Raw genomic sequence first — 21,531 nt, forward strand, 5'->3', positions numbered from 1 at the left:
CACTCCGATTCCATCCCGAACTCGGTTGTGAAACTTCACCGTGGCCAAGATACTTGTCGGGTTGCCGACCGGGACAATAGCTCGATGCCAGGATTATTCTTTCCTACCCCTCAATCCCACAAGATTGGGGGGTTTGGTTTTATCTAAGCTATGCTCTGAATTAACACAAAAGGTTGCACGATTAGTGTATTAAAAAGGTTATCGGGATGGGAATTCCAATCGCTTAATTGCTCCTGTGTCGGTTTTTCTAGTAGTTTTTCCCCGATCCAATTCTGCACTTGAGCAACCTGATCACTGGCGATCGCTTCTGCCACTTCGATTAAATTGAGGGAATCGGAAACCACGATCAGCGCATCCCTTTGAGCATGGGGGATTAAGTCACTCCACTCCACTTCGGCTAATTCCTCTAATAACTGCTCGTGAATATTACCCATACTGTCAATCCTTGCGAAAAAGCTCGCTCAATAACGAATTATCCCCTTCTTCTAGCATACAGGCAAAGGGACGACCGATTTCCCCATTTATAGTAATGTTAAGCTAAAATATAACGAACGTTCGATATTAAATTTATGCCTAAGATAGTAGACGTAGAACAATACCGAAAAGAACTCCTCTTAAAAAGTGCCGAACTCTTTGCCGAGAAAGGCTATGCTAACATGACGACGAGAGAATTAGCGCAAGGATTGGGAGTGTCCACGGGAACGCTATACCACTACTTTCCCAGTAAAGCGGCACTTTTCGAGCAATTAGTCGAGGAGATGTGCCGAGAGGATGTTTTATTAGCTAAAGCCGAGATCGATCGAGGAAAAACCCTGATAGAAAAGCTAAAAATTCTCGGAAAATTTATGACTAATCGCGAGGATTCCTGCATCAAGCAATTATTCTTATGGATTGATTATTCTCAATACCAAGGACGAGAAGAACTGCGTCGTAGTCAATTTTTTGAGCGCGTTGATCGCCGCTATCATCAGGCAGTAATCGAGATTTTAGGTATTAGCGATCCGAGTGTAGCTTGGTTAGTTGTCAGCGTTATTAATGGACTGATATTAGAGCGCCTGTGGTGCAATGAACAGATTGTGATCGATGAACAAATGGAATTATTAGGTAAAATTATTACTACTTATTTGCAGAAAAACTGTTAACCACCAACAATTACTTATTAACTAAAAAATTATGAAAGGTAAAACTTTTGTGAAACCAAATCAAAAGTTAATAATCGGGTTAATAGTATTAGGCACAGGATTATTAGGAATAACCACCTTTTATAGTCTTTCCCAAGTCGCCCCCAAACCCGAAACCAAAACCCCTGTAGTTGCGCCGCCCGCACCGCAAAAAATCACCGCTTTAGGCAGAATTGAACCGAGGACAGAAATTATCAGCATATCTGCCCCGATGTTGCTTGATTCCGATCGAGTCATACAATTATTAGTCGATGAAGGAGATAGCGTCAAAACGGGACAAATAATCGCCATTCTCGAAAGTCAGGAAAGATTAGAGGATAACCTGCGACAGGCACAAGAACAGGTGAAAGTAGCCGCATCCAAGCTAGAACAGGTGAAAGCTGGGGCAAAAGTCGGCGAAATCGATGCTAATGCCGCTAACGTGCGAAAAATCGAAGCACAATGGGTAGGGGATCAAGCAAACCAACGGACAACTATCCAAAGATTAACAGCGCAATTAGAAGGGGATAGGGCTGCCCAAAAAGCGACAATTGGCAAATTAGAAGCAGAATATCGCAATGCCAAAGCTGAATTCGATCGCTACGAAAAACTCTATCAAGAAGGGGCAATTTCCGCCTCTAGTTTTGATAGTAAAAGACTAAATTTAGAAACCAGTAATCAACAACTAACAGAAGCAAAAGTTACCCTAGAGAGAATTGAAAGCACCGGTAAACAACAGATACAAGAAGCCAAGACTACCCTAGCCCGGATTGAATCCACCGGTCAACAGCAGATCAAAGAGGCCAGATCCACTTTAAATCAAGTCTCGGAAGTGCGGGGAGTCGATGTACAGGCAGCCCAAGCGGAGGTAAATGCTGCCCTAGTTGCCGTTAAAAAGGCTCAAACTGAGTTAAATCAGGCTTATATTCGATCGCCAATTACCGGCAAAGTGATTAAAGTCAATACCCGTATCGGGGAACAAATCAGCGATCAAGGAATTGTTGACCTCGCTGAAACCGAGCGCATGGAAGTAATTGCCGAAATCTATCAAAGCGATATCGGGAAAATTCGCGAGGGACAAACTGCCACGATTACCGGATCGGCGTTTACGGGCGAAGTTAGCGGAAAAGTGCGCTTAATTGCTTTAAAAGTTGACCAACAAAATATCTTCAGCAATCAACCAGGAGAAAACTTTGATCGCAAAGTTATCTCTGTCCGTATTGCCTTAGATCGCGAAAACAGTGAAAAAGTGGCAGGTTTAACCAATTCCCAAGTAACTGTAGCTATCAATGAGTAGGTTTTCCATGAAACTAACCCATCTATTCAAAAAAACGCCCCTATCTTGGTTACAGGTGACGCGAGAGAAAACCCGTTTGATTGTAGCTATTGCCGGGATTGCTTTTGCTGACTTCCTAATTTTTACACAGTTGGGGTTTCGGGATGCCTTATTTGATGCTTCCGTTAAACCCCATTATGTTCTCGATGCGGATTTAGTCCTGATTAATCCCCAATTCGATACCCTCTTTGCGGTAAAAAGTTTCTCACGCGATCGCTTGTACCAAGCTAAAAGAGTCGAGGGTATTCAATCCTTAGCCTCAGTTTATATTGCTTCGGCCCAGTGGCGCAATCCCGAAACTGCCCTAGAAAGAACTACTTTAGTCTTTGGTTTTGATCCCAGTCAACGGGTTTTTACCCTCCCAGAAGTCAATCAAAAATCCAGTGATCTAAAGATGTTAAATCGCGTCTTATACGATCAAGCAGGAAGACCAGAATTCGGTCCAATTGCCGATTTACTCCAGAAAAACCCCGATTTGACAGTTCAGTTAAATAAAAAAGAGGTACAGGTAGCGGGAATTTTTACCCTTGGTGCCTCCTTTGCTGCCGATAGTAACGTCATTACCAGTGATTCTACCTTTTTAAGGCTATTTCCCGAACGTCAACCCCACGAAATCGATATAGGACTGGTGAAACTGCAACCGGGGGCAAATATCGAGGCATTTAAGGTCAATTTACAGGCACTTTTCCCTAAAAATGAAGTAATAGTCCTTACTTTAAAAGAATTTGCTGAAAGGGAAAAAACCTATTGGGCAAATGGTACAGCGATTGGTTTTATCTTTGGTTTAGGTACAGTAGTCGGTTTTATCGTCGGTATCGTCATTGTCTATCAGATTCTCTATTCCGATGTCACCGATCACTTACCCGAATACGCTACCCTAAAAGCTATGGGTTACGGTGATTGGTATTTAGTCGGGGTTTTGATGCAAGAGGCTTTATTACTAGCGGTTTTGGGGTATATACCGGGGTTTATCGTCTCTCTCGGTGTTTATAATCTCGCTTCCTCCGCTACACTTCTACCCATAGTGATGACTACCGCTAGGGCGATCGAAGTTTTAATCCTAACAATTATTATGTGTATTGCCTCTGGAATTGTCGCTATGGGCAAATTAAGGACAGCAGATCCAGCCGATATTTTTTAAGCTATCAAGGGTGAAATAATGCAGATTTTTCAACAAGAGCGAGAATTAGTCGATTTTAGCCCTAATGAACCCGTAATTGCCATTAAAGGCTTAAATCACTATTTTGGCACGGGGGAATTAAGAAAACAGGTTTTATACGATATCGATCTGGAAATTAAAGCGGGGGAAGTAGTGATTATGACTGGTCCTTCGGGATCGGGGAAAACTACTTTATTGAGTTTAATGGGAGGTTTGCGATCGGCACAAGCGGGCAGTTTAAAAATTCTCGGCCAAGAAATGTTAGGAATTGGTAAGGGCAAAATGCTGAAAATTCGCCGACAAATTGGCTATATTTTTCAAGCACATAATTTACTAAAATTCCTCACAGCGAAACAAAACGTTAGGATGTCTTTGGAACTGCACGAGGAGTTTTTAGAACAAGATCTCGATCAAAAAGCGGCGGCAATTCTGGAGTCAGTGGGTTTAGGCAACCGCGTTGATTATTATCCCCACGATCTATCAGGGGGACAAAAACAACGGGTTGCGATCGCTCGCGCCCTCGTCAGTCATCCCAAATTAGTCCTCGCCGATGAACCGACCGCGGCCTTAGATAAACAATCCGGGCGCGATGTGGTGGAAATCATGCAGAAATTGGCAAAAGAACAAGGTTGCACGATTTTACTTGTCACCCACGATAACCGGATTCTCGACATCGCCGATCGCATTGTCAATATGGAGGATGGTCGTTTAGGGGATTAACTGCCCAAAAATTACTTGCCAAAAATCGGCCTTTCATGTTAGAGTAAAATAATGTCATCTTGGAGAGGTGGCAGAGTGGTCGAATGCGGCAGATTGCTAATCTGTTGTACGAATCGTAAGACCGTACCGAGGGTTCGAATCCCTCCCTCTCCGTATTTTTTGGGTAGGTTCGATGACTGCTCGCCAGGATTATTTCTGCTCCGTATATGGTCCGGTTGCCTCTTGGCGCTTCGGCAGCTCTCTGGGCATTGATCCGATTGGTTTAGTTTCCACCTGTTCCTTTAACTGTGCCTACTGTCAGTTAGGAGAAATTGAGCAAAAAACCGAGCAACGAAAAATTTTTATCACCAGCGAACAAATTAGCAGGGATTTAAGGGCTTTTGCTCCTTGGGACGTGGATATAGTCACTCTCAGTGGTAGCGGGGAACCCACCCTCGCCCTCAATTTAGGGGAAATACTGGCTACCGTCAAGGAAATGACCAGGCGGCCGGTGGCGGTCTTAACCAATAGTACCCTTTTGGGAGATGCCCAAGTGCGTCAAGACTTGAGCAAAGCTGATATCGTCGCCGCTAAAATCGATGCTGTTTCCGAGTCCCAATGGCGACGGGTTAACCGTCCAGTCCCCGGCCTGGATTGGCAGAGTTGTTGGTCGGGATTAAGACAATTTCGCCAAGAATGGTCGGGAAAACTAGCAATTCAAACCATGGTGCTGTCCTCTTGGTCGCCCCAAGAGCAAGACCAGTATATCGATTTGATGCAACAGCTACAACCGGATGAAATTCAGCTTAACACCCCGACCCGTCCCCGGGCCAGACAAAGACAATTAGAAACCCGCGGTAATAATCCCCTCACCGCTGCCGACGGAATGCAAATTCTCAAACCCGTAAACGCTGAAATATTGGCAATTTGGGCGCAAAAAATGGCCACGGCCACGGGAATTACCGTACGCTGTGTGCCACTTACCGCCACAGGTCTCTAAGGCTTCGGCCGGGGTTTTTCTTCTTTCGGCTTCACATTAAAATAAGCCTCCATTACCTGACGTACCATAGGTGCGGCCACTTTACCACCACCACCGCCGGAATGTTCCGCAAAGGCGACCACGACAATTTCGGGCTTATTAAAGGGTGCGAAAGCTCCAAACCAAGCGTGGGACTTCCCCGGAGGTGCTTCTGCCGTGCCGCTTTTGCCCGCTACAGGCGGTAAAGCGGGGTCCGATAGGGCCCGCCCCGTTCCTTCCGCTACCACGGCTCTCAGGGACTTTCTCAGGGTGTCTAGGGTGCTAGGTTTCATGTTCAAAGATTTTCGCCATTCCTTAACATCGCGGGCATCCTGTAAAAGGTGCGGTTTCACCAAAAAACCACCGTTAGCGGGGACAGCAAACATCACAGCTACCTGTAGGGGAGTCGCTAGGGTAAATCCTTGACCGATCGACATATTAATCGTATCCCCTACGGACCAATCCCAGTTTTTAAAATTACGCAGTTTCCAATCGCGATCGGCAATTAACCCCGGAGTTTCTTCCGCTAATTCTATCCCGGTTTTCTGACCGAAACCGTAGCGCCGAGCCATGGCAATTAAAGCCGGCCCCCCCACTCCGCGACCAATTTGACCGTGAAAAGTGTTACTACTCATGGCCATGGCCCGGACAAAACCGATCGGACCAAAACCGGCGTGATTCCATTCTCCAAAAGCTGTCCCCCCCACATAAAGGGCGGCAAAGGTATTTAAGACCGTATTGGGGGGAAATTTACCCGATTCCATGCCGGCAGTGGCAGTGACGACTTTAAAGGTGGAAGCGGGGGGGAATCCTTGGAGAGCGCGGTTAACAAACGGGTTGCCCTCCGCTTGTAGTTTTTTCCAAGTGGCGGTGGTAATTGGGGCCGAGAAAACATTAGGATCAAAACTAGGATAACTGACCATGGCCCGCACGGAACCATCCCGGGGATCGATCGCCACGATCGCACCTTTGCGTTTTCCTAAAGCGGCCTCGGCGGCTTTTTGGAGTTTTAAATCTAGTGTCAGGGTGACATCTTGCCCCGGTTTAGCAATTTTTTGGCCGAGAATTTGGATTACTTGTCCCGATCCGTTGACCTCTAACTGCATTCCTCCCCATTCTCCCCGCAATTTTGACTCGTAGGCGGCTTCTACACCCATTTTACCGACGACATCTCCCAATCGGTAGCCCTGGGGTCTTTTGGCTTGATATTCCTCCGGGGTTAGTTCCCCCGTATAACCGAGAATATGCGCCCCGACTTTACCATTGGGATAGTAGCGCACTGATTCCACGTCCACTTCAATGCCGGTTAATTCGTCTTTGTATTCCTCTAGGGCGATAATTTGGCCTGGAGTTAAACCCCTAGCGATGCGGATCAGGGTGGAGGGGTTTTCGTCCGCTTCGTTAATGCGTTTTTCTAGGTCGCTTCTGGGAATGCCTAAAATACTGGCTAAACGGTCAAGATTGAGTTTTTGGGCGGGATTACGCTGGGATTTGGGCCAAATATAGGCCGCATGGGTTAAGCGGGCCGTGGCCAAAACTTTGCCATTGCGATCGAATAAGTTGCCCCGGACTGGGGGTTTGGGAAGAATGCGAATCCGGTTATTTTCTGCCCTTTCTCGGTTAATTTGTCCTTGCTGCAGTTGTAAATAGGCCAATCGTGAGCCGACTCCTCCTAGCAGGACAAGGCTAATTAAGCCCATAATTAGCCATGACTGACGCTGACGACCGACTAGACGCTCCTTATCTTTGATTTTATTCTGTAATTTATTCGGCGCTGGCCGCGTCGGCGAGGTGAGCGGTTTTTTCGGTTTCAGTTTGACTTTGGTTTTTGATAGGAGTCCGCTATTACGCATTTGCTTAAAGTTAAGTAGTCGTGCAAAATTAATTTCCTAGTCGAGACAGGAGACTCCGAGACAGGAGACAGGAGACGGGATACAGCTATTAGGGATCGGATTTGAGTTTTCAGTTCACTGTTTCCTCACATCAGAAGTCTGACGGAGTAGTGGCTTAGATGTGTAATAATTGTGCTTAGATACTTATAAAATTTAAAAGTTATTAGGGCGGTTATCAGCCATCAGTCATCAGTCATCAGTTATCAGATTTGAGTTCTAAGTGAGTAGTTTTAAATAGCACTTTCCTGATGTCTTCTCACTGGTCACTGGTTACTGCTTACTGAAAAGGACGCAATACTAGGTGATTTAGCTCCTCTCTTTACTAAAGTTCAGGGTATCCGCAATATATCTTAACAAAATCGGAGTAAATACTGGGAGTGGAAGGAACCACTCCAGACACAGAGGACACAAAGATTGATCGCTTCTATAGTAAGTTAAAGAGAGCCTGGAAACTGGCGCATACATATAGTTAAAAGTTTGTGAAGTATTTCTTAACCCAATTTAACATTATCCCTGTTCAAAATGTAATCACACTGCGGATAGAATCCCCTTGTCGCATCAGGTCAAAGGCCTCGTTAATCCTTGCCAGAGGTAGAACGTGGGTGATTAAATCATCAATGTTAATCTTGCCCTCCATGTACCAATCGACTATTTTTGGTACATCTGTACGGCCTCTCGCTCCACCAAAAGCCGTACCTTTCCAGACGCGTCCGGTGACTAATTGAAAAGGACGGGTACTAATTTCTTGGCCGGCCCCGGCTACACCGATAATAGTGGCAACACCCCAACCTTTATGGCAACATTCCAAAGCTTGACGCATAATCTGGACATTGCCGATACACTCAAAACTATAATCGGCCCCACCCTTAGTTAAATCCACCAGATAGGCCACTAAATCCCCCTCGATTTCTTGGGGATTAACAAAATGAGTCATCCCGAATTTGGTCGCTAAAGCTTGTTTCTGGGGATTGATATCGACCCCGACAATCATATCGGCTCCCACCAAACGGGCCCCTTGAATAACGTTTAAACCGATACCTCCCAGACCAAAAACCACCACTTTTGCCCCCGGTTCCACTTTAGCGGTATTAATCACCGCACCGATACCTGTAGTGACTCCGCAGCCGATATAACAGACTTTTTCAAAGGGAGCATCGGGGCGAATCTTAGCTAGAGAAATCTCCGGCAGTACGGTATAGTTAGCAAAAGTCGAGGTTCCCATGTAGTGATAAAGCGGCTGACCATCGAGGGAAAAACGACTGGTTCCATCCGGCATTACTCCCCGACCTTGGGTAAGACGAATTGCTTGACAGAGATTGGTTTTAAAGCTGAGACAGTACTCGCACTGACGACATTCGGGAATGTATAGGGGAATAACATGATCCCCCACTTTTAGGCTAGTGACACCTTTTCCCACTTCTACCACGATTCCGGCCCCTTCATGGCCTAAAATTGAGGGAAATAAGCCTTCAGGATCGGCCCCAGAGAGAGTATAGGCATCGGTGTGACAAACTCCCGTGGCTTTGATTTCTACTAACACTTCCCCCGCTTGCGGTGCTGCTAATTGTACCGTTTCAATAGTTAGGGGTTTTCCCGCTTCTAGGGCAACTGCCGCTCGAACATCCATAGGCTAAAAGCAATAAGTTTTTCCCAGTATAATACCGTTAAACTGCTGAAGAGTTGTAATAGAACAATTCTAAACTTATCTCTATGTTAGTCCTCACCATCCGCGAAGAAGGAATTAACGATGGTGGCTTTACTGCTACTCTCAATTTTGATAGCGGTAACAGCTACCCAATTACGGTTACTGACCCCTTTACTAACCAAGAAGAAAAACAACTAGAATGGTACTTTGAGGAATGGTTAGTATTTCCGACGCTAGACACGGATAAAGCGCAAAAAGCCGCCAACAGCGTCCAAAACTATGGCGAAAACCTATTTAAACAGGTTTTCCAGAGTAATTTAAATGCTTATGGGGAATATCGAGACTTACGAAAGCAGTTAAGTCAACTGCAAATTATCATCGAAAGTCAGTCGCCAGAATTTCAAGCTTTACATTGGGAAGCGCTGAAAGATCCTGATTTACCGCGTCCCTTTTCTATAGATTGTATCATCTCCCGCCAGCGTCGAGGGGCTACAGTTGTCCCGGTGCAAATGGCCACTTATCCTACTATCAATCTTCTGGTGGTGATTGCGCGTCCTAATGAGGAATCTGATGTTAACTATCGCACGATTTCCCGTCCTTTGGTAGAACTGGTAAATAGTAGTGAAATACCGGTAAAAATTGATATATTGCGTCCCGGAACTTATGAATCACTAACCAGACATCTGGATGAGAAGGGAGAAGGATACTATCATGTTATTCATTTCGATGTTCATGGCGGATTAATGGAATATGAACAGTACCAAAGACAGGTTCACGGGGACTCTTGGCGCTATCAAAGGGGATGGGGACTGGAGGATTTAGCAGAATATGAGGGAGTAAAAGCTTTTCTGTTTCTGGAAGGAGAAGAAAAAGGTCAAGCGACTCCGGTAGAAGCGACGGAATTAGCGAATTTACTCACTGGGAAAAATATCCCTATTTGTATTCTCAATGCTTGTCAGTCAGCAAAGCAAATTTCCCAGGAATCAGAAGACTATCGGGAAACCAGTTTAGGAAGTCGTTTGATGACTGCGGGAATGCAAGCAGTGGTGGCGATGGGATATTCGGTGACGGTTTCTGCAGCTAAGTTGATGATGAAACCAATTTATCAGCAATTATTGAACGGAAAAGACCTAACGGAAGCGATGCGAAAAGGACGGTTAGAGTTATTCAATAATAAGCAACGCCGCGCCTATTATAACACGAGAATAGATTTAGAAGATTGGTTATTACCGGTGATTTATTGTCGCGGTAAAATTAATCTCAATTTGCGTCCATTTACTCCAGAAGAGGAGGAAAAATACTGGGAACATATCGGCAATCAATATGTCTTTCCTTTACCAGAATACGGCTTTGTGGGAAGGGATTTGGAGATTCTCAAGATGGAAAAGGCGCTGCTGAAACATAATATCCTTTTACTCAAAGGAATGGGAGGGACAGGAAAAACTACCTTACTCAATTATCTACGAGAATGGTGGCAGAAAACCAACTGGGCGACCCATATTTTCTATTTTGGTTATGATAGAAAAGCTTGGACTTTAGAACAGATTGTCCATGAAATCGGTCAGGGAATTTATAATCGCTTTGAACAGGCGAGTTTCCAAGCGATGAACCTGAAAGCGCGGGTAAAGAAACTAGAGCAAAAACTCCGCAGTGAGGCGTATATTCTCATTTTAGATAATCTGGAGTCGGTGACGGGACAACCGTTAGCAATTCAGAATACTTTACCGGAGAATGAGAGGGAAGCAATCGCCGAATTTCTCAAGAATTTGGTCGGGGGAAAAACGAAGGTGATTTTGGGTTCTCGCAGTGAGGAAACTTGGCTGCAACGCAGGACTTTTAAGGAGAATATCTATCCCTTACAAGGATTAGACCAAGAGTCGAGAACTGAATTAGCGGAGAGAATTTTAGAACGTCAGGCGAAGAGTCGGAAAAATGCGATTAAAAAGGATGATTATTTTAAGCGCTTGATGAAGTTGTTGGCGGGATATCCGTTGGCGATGGAAGTGGTATTAGCGAATCTGAAGCGACAGTCACCGGAGGAGATTTGGCAAGGGTTACAGTTGGCGGAGTTAGCTGATGTGGGGGATGAGAATAAGACTAATAATATCATCAAATGTGTGGAATATTCCCACAGTAATTTGTCGGAGGAGGCGCAGAAGTTGTTACTCTGTTTAGCGCCTTTTAGTGGGTTTATATATTTAGATATTATCCCTTACTATGCGAAAAAATTGCAAAAATTTGACTCTTTTTGTCATTATCCTTTCGACCAGTTTGGACAGGCAATTCAAGAGGCCATTAGTTGGGGACTGCTTGCGCCAATTGATGCAAGAAATCCTCACTTGCTCAATACCCAACCCGTTTTATCCTTCTTCTTAAAAACTAAACTTAAAGAAGAAAGTAACTCTCTATATGAAGATTTACAAGAAGGATTTAAACAACTCTATCTAGAATTATCAAGACATTATAAGCAGCAGCTAGAATCCAGAAATCCAGAAGAACAGGCTCAAGGTAAATTTTTCTGTCAGAAGGATTATGAAAATCTATACAATGCTCTTGAGATGTGCCTAGACAAACAAGAAGACATCGGAATATTTTTCTGTCTAGAACAATACTTCAAATCAACAAATCAATCTCAAGATAGGCTAAAATTAGCAAAATATGTCTGTGAGCGATTGGAAAATTACCCTGCAAATTTTTTAGAGGGGGAACTAGGCAATGAGATGGCAATGGCATTTGATAGACTAGCATCGTCTTATCTAGTGTTAAAGCAGTATGAATTAGCAAAAACTAACTATCAAAAATCCTTGCACAGTCTTGATCAACTGAGGTTTATAAACGAAAGAGAAAAGCAACTTGCTATTGCCACCACCCTGCACCAGTTGGGAGCCGTAGCGCAAGAATTGAGGGAATGGAAGCAAGCACGAAGCTACTACCAGCAGGCTATTGAGATCTGCATTGAATATGGCGATCGCTACTCCCAAGCCAGCACCCTGCACAATTTGGGAGTGGTAGCGGCAGAATTGAGGGAATGGGAGCAAGCCCGAAGCTACTACCAGCAAGCTATTGAGATCTACATTGAATATGGCGCTGCCGGAGGCACGCAAAGCGCCCGCTATGAGCAAGCCGGAACCCTGCACGAGTTGGGAATGGTAGCGGAAGGAGTTGGGGAATTGAGCCAAGCCAAAAGTTATTACCTGCAAGCCTTACAAATTTGGGCAGAATTTAACGATAATTACAAGATACAAACCGTTTCTTTGCCTTGTCTTGTTGCTCTTTATCGGCAAACGCAAGATGAGGAGATTGTTGTCGGTATTGCTTCTGTTTTGGGGATTGGGGTTGAGGAGGTGCGGGGTTTGCTGGAGGGTTAGAATGGGTTTTGGGCGCAGGGATTGTTTGAGCGCAATCATTGTTTGAGCGCAAGCATTGCGCCCCTACGGGGGAAATATTGGTTTGTCTTGGGATCTCGAAGTGTTCGGCGATGAAGCTGTTGAGTAATTCCTTTGAGGCTTGAGGTTAGTATAATTATGACAACCGCCAAGGCTGTTAGGATATTTACAATCTCCGAAACCCTCTCAGGTTGTACTTTTGATTTCTGACTTGCGCGTAGCGCTATAAAAGGAGGACAAATCGAATGGCGGCTCTCTTGGATTTGGTGGGTAAAATGTATTCTAAGATACATTCCTCCTAGCGAGGGAGTGGAACGAACCACAGAGACACAAAGGACACAAAGATCGATCGATCATATAGTAAGTTAAACTTATCACACAGAACCTAGAAGAGCCGAATGGCAGCAAACCTAATTATTAAATATGACCCCACTGGAGACATTCTCTATATTAACAAATGCGCTCCCTATACCGAACAAGAATCCGAAGAATTAGGAGATGATATTATCGTGAGAGTCAACCCAAAAACCGAAGAAATAGAAAACCTAGAAATCCTTTTTTTCTCCCAAAGACTACAAGAAAACAACGAACTCCAACTTCCACTCATCGCCAATCTCCGCTTGGCAGTTTAGTGTAATCAGATTGAGTAAATCATTAAAACAACTTAGCTTATGTCTGCAAATATTCGTCAACAACTCCATCAACATATCGATCAATTACCAGATCACATATTGGTTTGTTACGCTACAAACCACCACTAGATATAGATATAACCCACGCCAAAGACACGAAGCAAATCTCGGCATCCTTCTTCAAAATTATCATTAAAATTAATAATTTGGAAGCTAGGTAAGACCCAAGAAAGTTTTGTATATTCACAAGGTTGATAGAGAATTGGCAAAATTTTATCTTCAAAACGCTGATCTTGTAAAGTAAAAATTAGTTCTCGCTTTACCCACATAGAATCGACCGCATCAGGAGAGAGAACGATAATAAACCAATCACATCGCCTCAAAGCTTTCCCAATTTCATCATGCCATTGCTGTGCGCCTAAAATATTAGTTTCACTATACCAAACGGGAACTCCATGACGGCGTAATTCATTGGCCAAATGAGAGACAAACTCTCGATTTTTGCTAGAATGGGAAAGAAAAGCTTCTTGGGGAATCATCTCATACCTATAGTTAAAATTAGACAAAGCATAGCTTGGGATGAGACAAGCCAAATCTAAAAGTGGTGTATCTCATGAGTCAGTCCGTCGGAGCTTGTCGTATTTTTAAGTGCCTGTGTAATTTCTTTCAATTCTTGATTGTCTTGTTCAAGATTAGGGACGAAAATCATTGGAAATTTTTTGAGAATCCAAGGAATATGTTCTAGGTTTGAATTATCTGAGGAAGAGACAATAACAGGAATGATACGACCTTGATACTTTTCTTGTCCAATTGCGTAACTAATATCAGAAACAACATTAAAAGACTTTAGTGATTCTGGTGTTAATAAGACTATCATTGCTTCAGATTCTTGTAAGGCTTTACCTATGTTATTAGCCCAGTTTTCCCCGGGTAACATTTCAGCAGCATCCCAAACTTGAAAGCCATCTTCTTTGAGAGAATCAGCAACTCTCTTAGCTAACTTAGCCTCAGTAAAGGCATGACTAATAAAAACTTTCATATTCTTTCTAGCTTCCTCGATATTTAAATTAATTCAACTGATTTATTCATAATCTGCTGACAATTTACTAAGAGTATAGCGTTTTTAGTCGCTAGAGAAACTCATTTACTCCTCGACTTCATCAGGAATAGATTCAGCTAACTTAAGCATAGCGCCTAAATCGACTGTTTCTTCAGCGAAATTTCCTGTGCGGGCTTCTGCGAGTCCCCGTTTGAGCGACTCGCGGACCCTAGGATTCTGAAAAGCCCATAGTTCTCCCCCCAGAATCGCCACCATGGGAACCAAAAGAAGCTCCCCGCTTGCATTCATCAGTATTCGATAGTGACGGTTGCTACATTCAGTCCCAAGGCTAATCCGTCCGCAAGCATCAGCCTGAATATCTTCTTTAATGAGCGAAAAATTCTGATACTCCATCACGTCTCCTCCTCTCTTCATATACTTATTCTAGATAAGTTACCCAATTTGGGCAATAGGGTTATGTCCATTTAGCTCCTCACTATCTAAAGAAAACAGGTTAAACTTGTTCGGGCGAGAGCCTTGACAACAAACCCAGTTTGTAGTTGCACTCTCTTCGCTAAATTCTCTCCCCTTTCCTTGTAGGATAGGGTTCAGGGGAGAGGTCAATAATTAAGAATCCAATGTGATCGCACTATTCGGCAACGATCAAGTATAATTAAGATAACAATTTTACTTAAAAAATAAAGTTAAGTTTGAATCTTCAATTAGGGTAACTCATGCAACTCGAAGACTATTTTAATTTTCTTGCTCCTAACGATATTCGGCTAAAAGGAACCCGCGTCGGTATTGAAACCATTTTATACGATTTTATTTACCAAGCGAGAACTCCCGAAGAAATTGCCAATACTTATCCGTCTTTAACCCTAGAACAGGTATATGCGACGATTCTTTATTATCTTCATGAAAAAGAAAAAGTGAGTCAATACATCACCGACTGGCTAGAATGGGGAAGAAAAATGCGAGAAGAACAGCAAAAAAATCCTCCGCCTTCGGTTGAACGACTGAGAAAATTGAAAGCTGAAATAACAGCCAAACAGCAAGCTAATGACACTGAAATATTTAATTGATGAAAATGTTAATTCGGTGTATCCTCAACAATTGCGTCGCCGAGAACCAGAAATCATTGTTCGAGTAGTTGGTGAACCAGATACACCAAAATTAGGTACATTAGATCCAGAAATTTTGATTTGGTGTGAGGTAATGGGTTTTATTTTAGTGACAAATAATCGTGCCTCTATGCCCGTTCATTTAATAGCTCACTTCAGGCAAAATCGTCATGTTCCTGGAATTTTTATTCTCAATCAAGATTTAAGTGTTGGTGATAATTTGTTAGAATTAATTGTAATTGCTAAAGGCTCTTTTGACAATGAATATGAAAACCAAATTATTCATTTACCGTTAACCTGATCAAATTGAAATAATCTTATTAAAATAACTAAGAATCCCAATTCACGATCGCTACGAACCCGGTTTGATGAGGATATTTTCGTTGCTGTGACTGATATTTTGAGGATTGGGATTGAGGAGGTGCGGGGTTTGCTGGAGGGTTAGGATGGGTTTTGGGAGTAGGGATTGTTTGGGCGCAGGGTGCGTGTTTGCGGCTATCAATTCAGTTAACGTAAGTCTTAATTAAGGTGGTAAATATGGTTCAAATTTTACAAGCAAAAGAAGTCACTCTCAGAGATTTAATTAATCATTTTCAACTAGAGTTTATAGAAGATGAGCATTTTTTTGGGGAATGGCAGCAAGACTTAGAAGCAATCTCTGAACAAGAAAAAGAATTGTTAGATAAAATCAAAACAGGTTATTTTAACTTATTAAATTATCCTCCCTTTTTGGAAACTTCGGTGAGGATGACGGTTTTAGACCCATTATTATTTATTGGTAACTTTTATCTATTTCCCTTTCAGATTAAAGCAGAAGAGTCCGTTGAAATTATTACAGAAGATCAAGATTTAATAATTAAAGGAAGGTTAGATACTTTAATTCTAAAAGAGCAATTATGGGTAATGATTATTGAATCAAAACGGGTTATTTATTCCGTTGAAGTAGGTTTACCGCAATTATTAGCTTATTTAATGGTCAATCCTCATCCCAACCGTCCTAATTATGGAATGTTGACCAATGGTTCCGAGTTTTTATTTGTTAAATTATTATGGGACGGTAAACCTTTATACGGAACCTCTCGTTTATTTGCCATGAGAAATCCGGGGGATTTATATGAGGTTCTCAAAATCCTTAAACATCTCTGTCAACTAATTTGAGTATGGAGATAAGTAGCTGGTTACAATTAAATTAAAAATGGATTTTAGGTTCGATCCACCCTTAATCCCCCCTTGATAAGGGGGGTATCTGATGATTTTTAACGCCTACCTACTTAATCAGTACCTACAGAATCATTACTCTCCTATTTCCCTCTGTTGTATAATTTGCTCTGAAAGGAACAAATCAGAGGCATAAATAAAAATTATCAGGATTTTTTCGGCTTTTCTTGACTATTTCAGCCTTATTTGTCCTGACAAGCTCAAGAATACGAGATTTTTTCTCTAGAATTGCCCGGCCTGAGAGGGGAATGATAAAGTTAGATAAGAAAATTAAAGATGGTGTGATTAAAGTGAAATTTGCTGCTAGTACCTATTTTTCCCTGCTGCGTCATTGTGCCGTTCCTTTGTTGTCGATCGCCACTTTTACGCCAATTCTCTTAACTTATTTAGCCAAGGAAAAACCAGAAACCCCGCAAGCGCAGGCAAATCTAGAAACTGCTGCCTCCCCTGCTCCTATTATCCCATCTCCGATCGCCCCCTTAACCGCGCCATCGCCGAAACTATCCCCCTCTCCCCAATCTTCTGCGATTCCAAAATCAGCACCCTCTCCTCAGTCTTCCCTCTCAGCGCCGAAAAAATTAGCGCCATCGGTTCAAACTTCCCCTAATACTTCCCCTAATACTTCCCCCGCTGCTGCTGCCAAACCAGTGACTAGACAACCTTTAGCGGTTCCCGCTAATTATACGCCGCCGGTCCTAGAAATTCGCGTGGCGATTAAAAGGGATGTGGCCAGTGTTTTGATTGGAGTTAACGGGCCGGCGGTGATCACTGATCGCCAAGGTCGTGGTTTAAAAACGATTGCCACTAACGAGGGTTTACCGGTCATTCCAGGTGCCAATGGCTTAAAAATGGGCGATTTATCGCTGCCAGAGGTGATTTTTGTGCAGCCCACCAGTGCCGATGGTTTAGTTTATGTGGATGATAGTTGGTATCGGGGCAAAATCCTCCTTATTGCCCAAGGCGATCGCTTGTTAGTGGTCAATCATGTTAATTTAGAGGCCTATCTCTATAGTGTGGTGGGTAGTGAAATGCACTCCACTGCGCCAATGCACGCTTTAAAGGCACAGGCGATCGCCGCTCGTTCCTATGCCCTAGTACACATGATCCGCCCCGCTAATGCTTGGTTTCATCTGGGCAATAGCCAACGCTGGCAGGTATATAAAGGCATTCGCTCGGAGTATCAATCGACTCACCAAGCGGTTAATGCCACTGCCGGGCAGATTCTCAGCTATAAAGGGGGTGTAGTCGAGTCTCTTTATGCCGCCACCGATGAAATTGTCGCTTGGGCCCACGGTGGTCGCGGTATGAGTCAAACTGGGGCTTATAAATTAGCGGAAAAAGGCCTAGATTATCAACAAATTCTCGGTAATTATTATCCCGGAGTTGGTTTAGCCCGTCTAGTTCTACAAAATTAGATTGATTGGCTTTCTCGATCGCTGGTGCTAGGCTGTTGACTATAGCAGGGAGAAATAGTTGAGCATTTGTACTAAAATTCCCAACAGCTTGCCGACCTGTTTCTTCTAGTTGATAACTGAAAACTCAAATCTGATCACTGATAACTGATAACTGATCACTGATCACTGAAATGCCGACCATAGCAGATTTCTAGTAACCGTATTACAATAAACTTTCAAAATGCTATAGCAGTAAATCTCTCTATGAATAGCCCCTTTCTCGACTACCTCAACGGCCCCAAGCATCCCGTCCTCGTCTTTGATGGGGCGATGGGAACTTCCCTACAAAGCCAAAATCTGACGGCCGAGGACTTTGGTGGGGCAGAATACGAAGGTTGTAACGAGTATCTTGTCCATACTAAACCTAGCGCCGTAGCCAAAGTCCACGAAGCCTTTTTAGCAGTGGGTGCGGATGTGATTGAAACCGACACCTTTGGGGGAACCTCGATAGTTTTAGCCGAGTACGATTTAGCCGATCAAGCCTATTATCTCAACAAAACCGCCGCCGAACTGGCCAAGGCTTGCGCTAATAAATACTCTACCCCCGAAAAACCCCGTTTTGTGGCGGGTTCCATGGGGCCGGGGACAAAACTGCCCACTTTGGGTCATATTGACTTTGATACGCTCAAAAATGCCTATGTGGAACAGGTAGAGGGTCTGTACGATGGCGGGGCAGATTTATTATTAGTAGAAACCTGTCAGGATGTCCTGCAAATTAAAGCGGCTTTAAATGCTATTGAAGAAGTATTTCAGCAAAAAGGTCAACGATTGCCCCTCATGGTTTCGGTGACGATGGAAACCATGGGAACGATGTTAGTAGGAACGGAAATTAACGCCGTTGTCTCTATTTTACAACCCTATAAAATCGATATTTTGGGACTTAACTGCGCCACTGGTCCTGATTTAATGAAACCCCATATTAAATATCTCTCGGAAAATTCCCCTTTTATTGTTTCTTGTATTCCTAACGCTGGTTTACCGGAAAATGTCGGCGGTCAAGCGCACTATCGCCTCACTCCCGTAGAATTAAAAATGGCTTTAATGCACTTTATCGAAGATTTGGGAGTACAAATTATCGGCGGTTGTTGTGGTACTCGTCCCGACCATATTCAAGCTTTAGCGGAACTAAGTCAAGGTTTAACTCCGAAATCTCGTCATTATCATTATGAACCCTCCGCCGCTTCTATTTATAGTACCCAACCCTATATTCAAGATAATTCTTTCCTTATTGTCGGGGAAAAATTAAACGCCAGTGGTTCTAAAAAATGTCGGGAACTTCTCAATGCTGAAGACTGGGATAGTTTAGTATCTATGGCGAAAGCGCAGGTAAAAGAAGGGGCGCATATTCTCGATGTCAACGTCGATTATGTGGGCCGGGATGGGGTGCGCGATATGCACCAATTAGCCTCTCGTTTAGTTAATAATGTCACCCTACCTTTAATGTTAGATTCCACCGAATGGGAAAAAATGGAAGCGGGGTTAAAAGTAGCGGGGGGTAAATGTATCCTCAACTCTACTAACTACGAAGACGGGGAACCGCGTTTTTATCAAGTCTTGGATTTAGCGAAAAAATACGGCGCGGGGGTAGTAATTGGAACCATTGATGAAGAAGGAATGGGACGCACTGCCGAGAAAAAATTCCAGATAGCTAAACGGGCCTATTATGCGGCGATAGAATACGGAATTCCTCCCTACGAAATCTTTTTTGATCCTTTAGCTTTACCGATTTCTACCGGTATCGAAGAAGACCGAGAAAATGGCAAGGCTACTATCGAAGCAATGGGCCGAATTCGCCAAGAATTGCCAGAATGTCACATTCTTTTAGGTGTGTCTAATATCTCCTTTGGCTTGAATCCGGCAGCGCGTCAGGTATTAAATTCCGTCTTCCTCAACGAAGCGATGCAGGTGGGGATGGATGGGGCAATCGTCAGCGCTAATAAAATTCTTCCTCTGGCAAAAATTGAACCAGAATATCAGCAAGTTTGTCGGGATTTAATCTATGATAATCGTCGTTTTGATGGCGATATATGTGTTTATGATCCCCTGACCAAATTAACCGAATTATTTGCGGGGAAAACTACTAAAAAAGACCCCTCTAGTAATGCTAATTTACCCGTGGAGGAACGATTAAAACAGCATATTATTGATGGGGAAAGATTGGGACTGGAAGACGCTTTGAATCAAGCTTTACAGGACTATCCACCCCTAGATATTATTAATATTTTCCTCTTGGATGGGATGAAGGTAGTGGGTGAGTTATTTGGTTCGGGACAAATGCAGTTACCTTTTGTTCTCCAATCTGCCCAAACTATGAAAGCAGCCGTTGCCTTTTTAGAACCATTTATGGAGAAAAAAGAGGGGGATAATAATGCCAAAGGGACTTTTATTATCGCAACAGTTAAAGGGGATGTTCACGATATTGGTAAAAATTTAGTTGATATTATCTTGACCAATAACGGCTATAAGGTGATTAATTTGGGCATTAAACAACCCGTAGAAAATATCATCGAAGCCTACCAAGAACATAAAGCCGATTGTATCGCTATGAGCGGTTTATTGGTGAAATCAACGGCTTTTATGAAGGAAAATCTGGAGGTTTTTAACGAAAAAGGAATCACCGTTCCCGTTATCCTTGGCGGGGCAGCTTTAACTCCCAAATTTGTCCATGATGACTGTCAAAAAACCTACAAGGGACAGGTTATCTATGGTAAAGATGCCTTCTCTGACCTGCATTTTATGGATAAATTAATGCCCGCTAAAGCTGGGGGTCAATGGGATGATAGTAAAGGCTTTTTAGCGGAGTGTGCCGAGACAGAAAAAAGCCCGGTTGTTGCCGAAGAATTAAAGGTTAATCCCGATACTATTTTTACCGATGGCAGCGTCAACCAAGAATTAGTTATTGATACCCGTCGTTCGGAAGCGGTGGAAGTTAATATTCCCCGACCAACACCGCCCTTCTGGGGTACTAAAATATTAACAGCAGCAGAAATTCCCATCGAGGAGGTTTTCTGGTATTTAGACCTACAAGCTTTATTTGTCGGTCAATGGCAATTCCGCAAACCAAAAAGCCAATCGAAGCAGGAATACGACCAGTTTTTACAGGAAAAAGTTCATCCAATTCTAGCAGCATGGAAAGAGAAAATTGTCAAGGAAAATTTACTAAACCCCACATTAATTTATGGTTATTTTCCCTGTCAGTCGTCCGGTAATTCCCTGTTAATTTACGATCCCGAATCGATACAAGCGGGCGAAAAACCCGAAAATCTGCAACCGATCGCCATTTTTGAGTTTCCTCGCCAGAAATCCGCTCGTCGTCTTTGTATTGCTGACTTTTTCGCCCCGCAGGAATCCGGTATCATCGACGTTTTCCCGATGCAAGCGGTGACAGTGGGGGAAATCGCCACGGAATACGCTAAATCTCTCTTTGATGCCAACCAATACACCGAATACCTCTATTATCACGGCATGGCTGTCCAAACCGCCGAAGCCATGGCCGAATGGACCCACACCCGCATCCGTCGCGAGTTAGGTTTCGCCGAGTTCGATCCTGATAATATCCGCGATATACTACAACAGCGTTACCAGGGTTCTCGCTATAGTTTCGGCTATCCCGCTTGTCCCAATATTCAGGATCAATACAAGCAACTAGCTCTGTTAGGATGCGATCGCATTGGGATGTCTATGGACGAAAGCGAACAATTGTACCCAGAACAATCCACCACCGCCATTATCACCTATCACCCCACCGCTAAATACTTTAGTACCTAAT

At 43.5% G+C, this 21,531-nt stretch carries 18 protein-coding genes and 1 tRNA gene; 13 read left to right on the plus strand and 6 right to left on the minus strand.

The window, feature by feature from the left end; translation table 11 throughout:
- Positions 1-143: 143 nt before the first annotated feature.
- Positions 144-434 carry a DUF2288 domain-containing protein gene (locus IM456_RS04475; RefSeq protein WP_061433104.1) on the minus strand — a complete coding sequence of 97 codons (291 nt, stop codon included), beginning with the start codon at positions 432-434 and terminating at the stop codon, positions 144-146.
- A 135-nt stretch (positions 435-569) separates the two neighbouring features.
- Here IM456_RS04475 and IM456_RS04480 point away from each other — a divergent pair, with 135 nt between their 5' ends.
- The 6 genes from IM456_RS04480 (at position 570) to IM456_RS04505 (ending at position 5,354) form a co-directional block, all read left to right on the plus strand.
- Positions 570-1,142 (plus strand): TetR/AcrR family transcriptional regulator, encoded by a 573-nt coding sequence (locus IM456_RS04480; protein ID WP_287693968.1) that lies wholly within the window; start codon positions 570-572, stop codon positions 1,140-1,142.
- 31 nt (positions 1,143-1,173) lie between these two features.
- The gene (locus IM456_RS04485; protein WP_287693970.1) at positions 1,174-2,457 is read left to right on the plus strand and encodes an ABC exporter membrane fusion protein; all 1,284 of its coding nucleotides are present in this window, start codon (positions 1,174-1,176) and stop codon (positions 2,455-2,457) included.
- Positions 2,458-2,464: 7 nt separating this feature from the next.
- A complete protein-coding gene (gene devC / locus IM456_RS04490) occupies positions 2,465-3,637 on the plus strand; it encodes an ABC transporter permease DevC (RefSeq protein WP_287693972.1) in 1,173 nt (390 codons plus the stop codon).
- 18 nt (positions 3,638-3,655) lie between these two features.
- Positions 3,656-4,375 (plus strand): DevA family ABC transporter ATP-binding protein, encoded by a 720-nt coding sequence (locus IM456_RS04495; RefSeq protein ID WP_287693974.1) that lies wholly within the window; start codon positions 3,656-3,658, stop codon positions 4,373-4,375.
- 61 nt (positions 4,376-4,436) lie between these two features.
- A tRNA-Ser gene (locus IM456_RS04500) sits at positions 4,437-4,528 on the plus strand.
- Between the two features lie 19 nt (positions 4,529-4,547).
- The gene (locus IM456_RS04505) at positions 4,548-5,354 is read left to right on the plus strand and encodes a radical SAM protein (protein WP_287693976.1); all 807 of its coding nucleotides are present in this window, start codon (positions 4,548-4,550) and stop codon (positions 5,352-5,354) included.
- On the opposite strand, the gene mrdA is transcribed toward IM456_RS04505, so the two are convergent.
- A complete protein-coding gene (mrdA, locus tag IM456_RS04510) occupies positions 5,351-7,225 on the minus strand; it encodes a penicillin-binding protein 2 (protein WP_287693978.1) in 1,875 nt (624 codons plus the stop codon). The genes IM456_RS04505 and mrdA overlap by 4 nt on opposite strands.
- Before the next feature lie 556 nt (positions 7,226-7,781).
- Positions 7,782-8,891: an S-(hydroxymethyl)glutathione dehydrogenase/class III alcohol dehydrogenase gene (locus IM456_RS04515; RefSeq protein WP_287693980.1), complete on the minus strand. Its 1,110-nt coding sequence runs from the start codon at positions 8,889-8,891 to the stop codon at positions 7,782-7,784.
- 83 nt (positions 8,892-8,974) lie between these two features.
- Here IM456_RS04515 and IM456_RS04520 point away from each other — a divergent pair, with 83 nt between their 5' ends.
- Both IM456_RS04520 and IM456_RS04525 read left to right on the plus strand, forming a co-directional pair.
- Positions 8,975-12,277 carry a CHAT domain-containing tetratricopeptide repeat protein gene (locus tag IM456_RS04520; RefSeq protein WP_287693982.1) on the plus strand — a complete coding sequence of 1,101 codons (3,303 nt, stop codon included), beginning with the start codon at positions 8,975-8,977 and terminating at the stop codon, positions 12,275-12,277.
- Positions 12,278-12,693: 416 nt separating this feature from the next.
- Entirely contained in the window at positions 12,694-12,927 is a 234-nt protein-coding gene (locus IM456_RS04525; RefSeq protein WP_002736855.1) for a DUF2283 domain-containing protein, read from the plus strand.
- Positions 12,928-13,052: 125 nt separating this feature from the next.
- Here IM456_RS04525 and IM456_RS04530 read toward each other — a convergent pair whose 3' ends face one another.
- The 3 genes from IM456_RS04530 to IM456_RS04540 all read right to left on the minus strand — a co-directional run bounded on the left by IM456_RS04530 (position 13,053) and on the right by IM456_RS04540 (position 14,380).
- Entirely contained in the window at positions 13,053-13,466 is a 414-nt protein-coding gene (locus IM456_RS04530) for a toll/interleukin-1 receptor domain-containing protein (protein ID WP_287693985.1), read from the minus strand.
- 56 nt (positions 13,467-13,522) lie between these two features.
- Positions 13,523-13,966: a toll/interleukin-1 receptor domain-containing protein gene (locus IM456_RS04535; protein WP_287693987.1), complete on the minus strand. Its 444-nt coding sequence runs from the start codon at positions 13,964-13,966 to the stop codon at positions 13,523-13,525.
- A 105-nt stretch (positions 13,967-14,071) separates the two neighbouring features.
- The gene (locus IM456_RS04540) at positions 14,072-14,380 is read right to left on the minus strand and encodes a hypothetical protein (protein WP_002798843.1); all 309 of its coding nucleotides are present in this window, start codon (positions 14,378-14,380) and stop codon (positions 14,072-14,074) included.
- Positions 14,381-14,700: 320 nt separating this feature from the next.
- Between IM456_RS04540 and IM456_RS04545 the strand changes: the two genes are divergently transcribed.
- The 5 genes from IM456_RS04545 to metH all read left to right on the plus strand — a co-directional run bounded on the left by IM456_RS04545 (position 14,701) and on the right by metH (position 21,530).
- Positions 14,701-15,051 (plus strand): DUF433 domain-containing protein, encoded by a 351-nt coding sequence (locus tag IM456_RS04545; RefSeq protein WP_287693990.1) that lies wholly within the window; start codon positions 14,701-14,703, stop codon positions 15,049-15,051.
- The gene (locus tag IM456_RS04550; RefSeq protein WP_002798845.1) at positions 15,029-15,391 is read left to right on the plus strand and encodes a DUF5615 family PIN-like protein; all 363 of its coding nucleotides are present in this window, start codon (positions 15,029-15,031) and stop codon (positions 15,389-15,391) included. The genes IM456_RS04545 and IM456_RS04550 overlap by 23 nt, the downstream gene beginning before the upstream one ends.
- 236 nt (positions 15,392-15,627) lie before the next feature.
- A complete protein-coding gene (locus IM456_RS04555; RefSeq protein WP_287693992.1) occupies positions 15,628-16,248 on the plus strand; it encodes a type I restriction endonuclease in 621 nt (206 codons plus the stop codon).
- Positions 16,249-16,556: 308 nt separating this feature from the next.
- A complete protein-coding gene (locus IM456_RS04560) occupies positions 16,557-17,723 on the plus strand; it encodes a SpoIID/LytB domain-containing protein (protein ID WP_149987749.1) in 1,167 nt (388 codons plus the stop codon).
- A 243-nt stretch (positions 17,724-17,966) separates the two neighbouring features.
- Positions 17,967-21,530 (plus strand): methionine synthase, encoded by a 3,564-nt coding sequence (metH, locus tag IM456_RS04565; protein WP_287693995.1) that lies wholly within the window; start codon positions 17,967-17,969, stop codon positions 21,528-21,530.
- Position 21,531 lies beyond the last annotated feature (1 nt).

This window comes from Microcystis sp. M079S1, assembly GCF_020246425.1.
GTDB classification, from domain to species: domain Bacteria; phylum Cyanobacteriota; class Cyanobacteriia; order Cyanobacteriales; family Microcystaceae; genus Microcystis; species Microcystis aeruginosa.